At 61.9% G+C, this 1621-nt stretch carries 1 protein-coding gene and 1 pseudogene; both read right to left on the bottom strand.

Annotation, left to right across the window (positions count from 1 at the left end; translation table 11 throughout):
• Positions 1 to 105: 105 nt before the first annotated feature.
• Positions 106 to 861: an IS21-like element ISPsy14 family helper ATPase IstB gene (istB, locus tag E3W21_RS28815; protein WP_024264899.1), complete on the bottom strand. Its 756-nt coding sequence runs from the start codon at positions 859 to 861 to the stop codon at positions 106 to 108.
• A gap of 20 nt (positions 862 to 881) precedes the next feature.
• Positions 882 to 1621: pseudogene (locus E3W21_RS28820) on the bottom strand (IS21 family transposase); the annotation flags it as partial.

Genomic DNA, 1621 nt, shown 5'->3' on the forward strand with positions numbered 1-1621 from the left:
CTGCGGATTCCACGCCATCCGGACACTCAGCCCACCAACATCCGGACACTCATTCCACGCTCATTCGGACAGGCAGTCGGAGCGCAGCGACGCAGGTTTGCATTGTTAGTCTGAAGTCTCTGTCGCCGTCAATTTCGTTGCGCGTCTGCGCATCGATTCGCCCTTCAGTTCGATCCGATAAGCGTTGTGCACCAGCCGGTCGAGGATCGCATCGCCCAAGGTCGGATCGCCGATCAGTGCGTGCCATTTGTCCACTGGCATCTGGCTGGTCACTAGCGTCGAGCGGTTGCCGTAGCGGTCGTCCAGCAGTTCAAGCATGTCGCGCCGTTGCGCAGCGGTAAACGGCGCCAGGCCCCAGTCGTCCAGGATCAGCAAGTCGGTCTTGGCATAACCCGCCATCAGTTTCGCGAAGCGGCCGTCGCCGTGGGCCAGGCCTAGTTCTTCCATCAAGCGCGGCAAGCGCAGATAACGCACGCTGTAACCGTCGCGGCAGGCCTTATGAGCCAGCGCGCAGGCGAGCCAGGTTTTGCCTACGCCAGTTGGGCCGCCGATGATCAGGTTCAGGCCGTCGCGCAGCCACTGGCCGCTGCCCAGTTGCAGGATCAAGGCCTTGTCCAAGCCACGCGGACTGCGATAGTCGATGTCTTCCAGGCAGGCGTTATGGCGCAGTCGTGCGGCCTTGAGGCGAGTAGTCAGGCGGGCGTCTTCGCGCTCGGTCAGCTCGCGGTCGACCATCAGACCGAGGCGTTCGTCGAAGCTGAGATCGTTGATGTCAGGCGTTGCGTGTTGTTCGCCAAGCGCCTTGATCATGCCGTGCAGGCGCAGGGTTTGCAGCTTGTCGAGTGTCGGGTTGGGCAGCATTTTGGTGCTCCTTTTTCAGGTCAGTGGTAGTAGCCAGGGCCGCGCAGGTTGATGTGTTCTTCAGGCAGTAACGGCAGGTTTTGCTGGGCCAGCGGCAGCCGTTCCAGCCCTTGGCGCAGGATCGATTCAAGGCTTTTGTAGCTGCACGCGCCCAGTGCCAGCGCTCGCTGGCAAGCGGCTTCCAGCCGCTCTTCGCCGTGCTGTTTGCTCAGGCGCAGGATCCCCAGGCAGGCGCGGAAGCCGTGCTGCGGATGGATTCGGCGTTCGAGGATGTAGGCGATTACACCAGCGGTGTTCGGCCCGGTCTGCTCAGCCCAGTGGATCAGTCGCTGCGGCGTCCATTCGGCATGTTCGCGGTGACTTTTGGGCATGTGCTCGGTTTGGGTGGTGTGGCGGCCTTTGTGCGGCGAGCGCAGATGGCTGGCCACCCGCTGGTTGGCGTGGAAGCACTCGACGGTCTTAGCGGTTAGCCGCACTTCGAGTTGGTGCTTCACCAGCTGGTACGGCACCGAGTAGTAATGGCCCTCGACCTCGACGTGGTAGTCGATGTGCACCCGCACCTTTTTCCATTCGGCGTAGACATACGGATGTTCTGGTAGCGGTTGCAGTGCGGGTTGGTCGATGGTCTCGAAGGCCGAGCGGCGTGAGCCGGGCAGCTTCTTGAAGGGCTTTTGATTGAGGCGTTCGAGCAGCAGGCTGATTGCCGTGTTGAGTTCTCCGAGCGAGAAGAACTGGCGGTTGCGCAGCACTGCCAGGATCC

It is taken from the genome of Pseudomonas sp. F01002, from assembly GCF_004402115.1.
Taxonomy (GTDB): Bacteria; Pseudomonadota; Gammaproteobacteria; order Pseudomonadales; family Pseudomonadaceae; genus Aquipseudomonas; species Aquipseudomonas frigoris.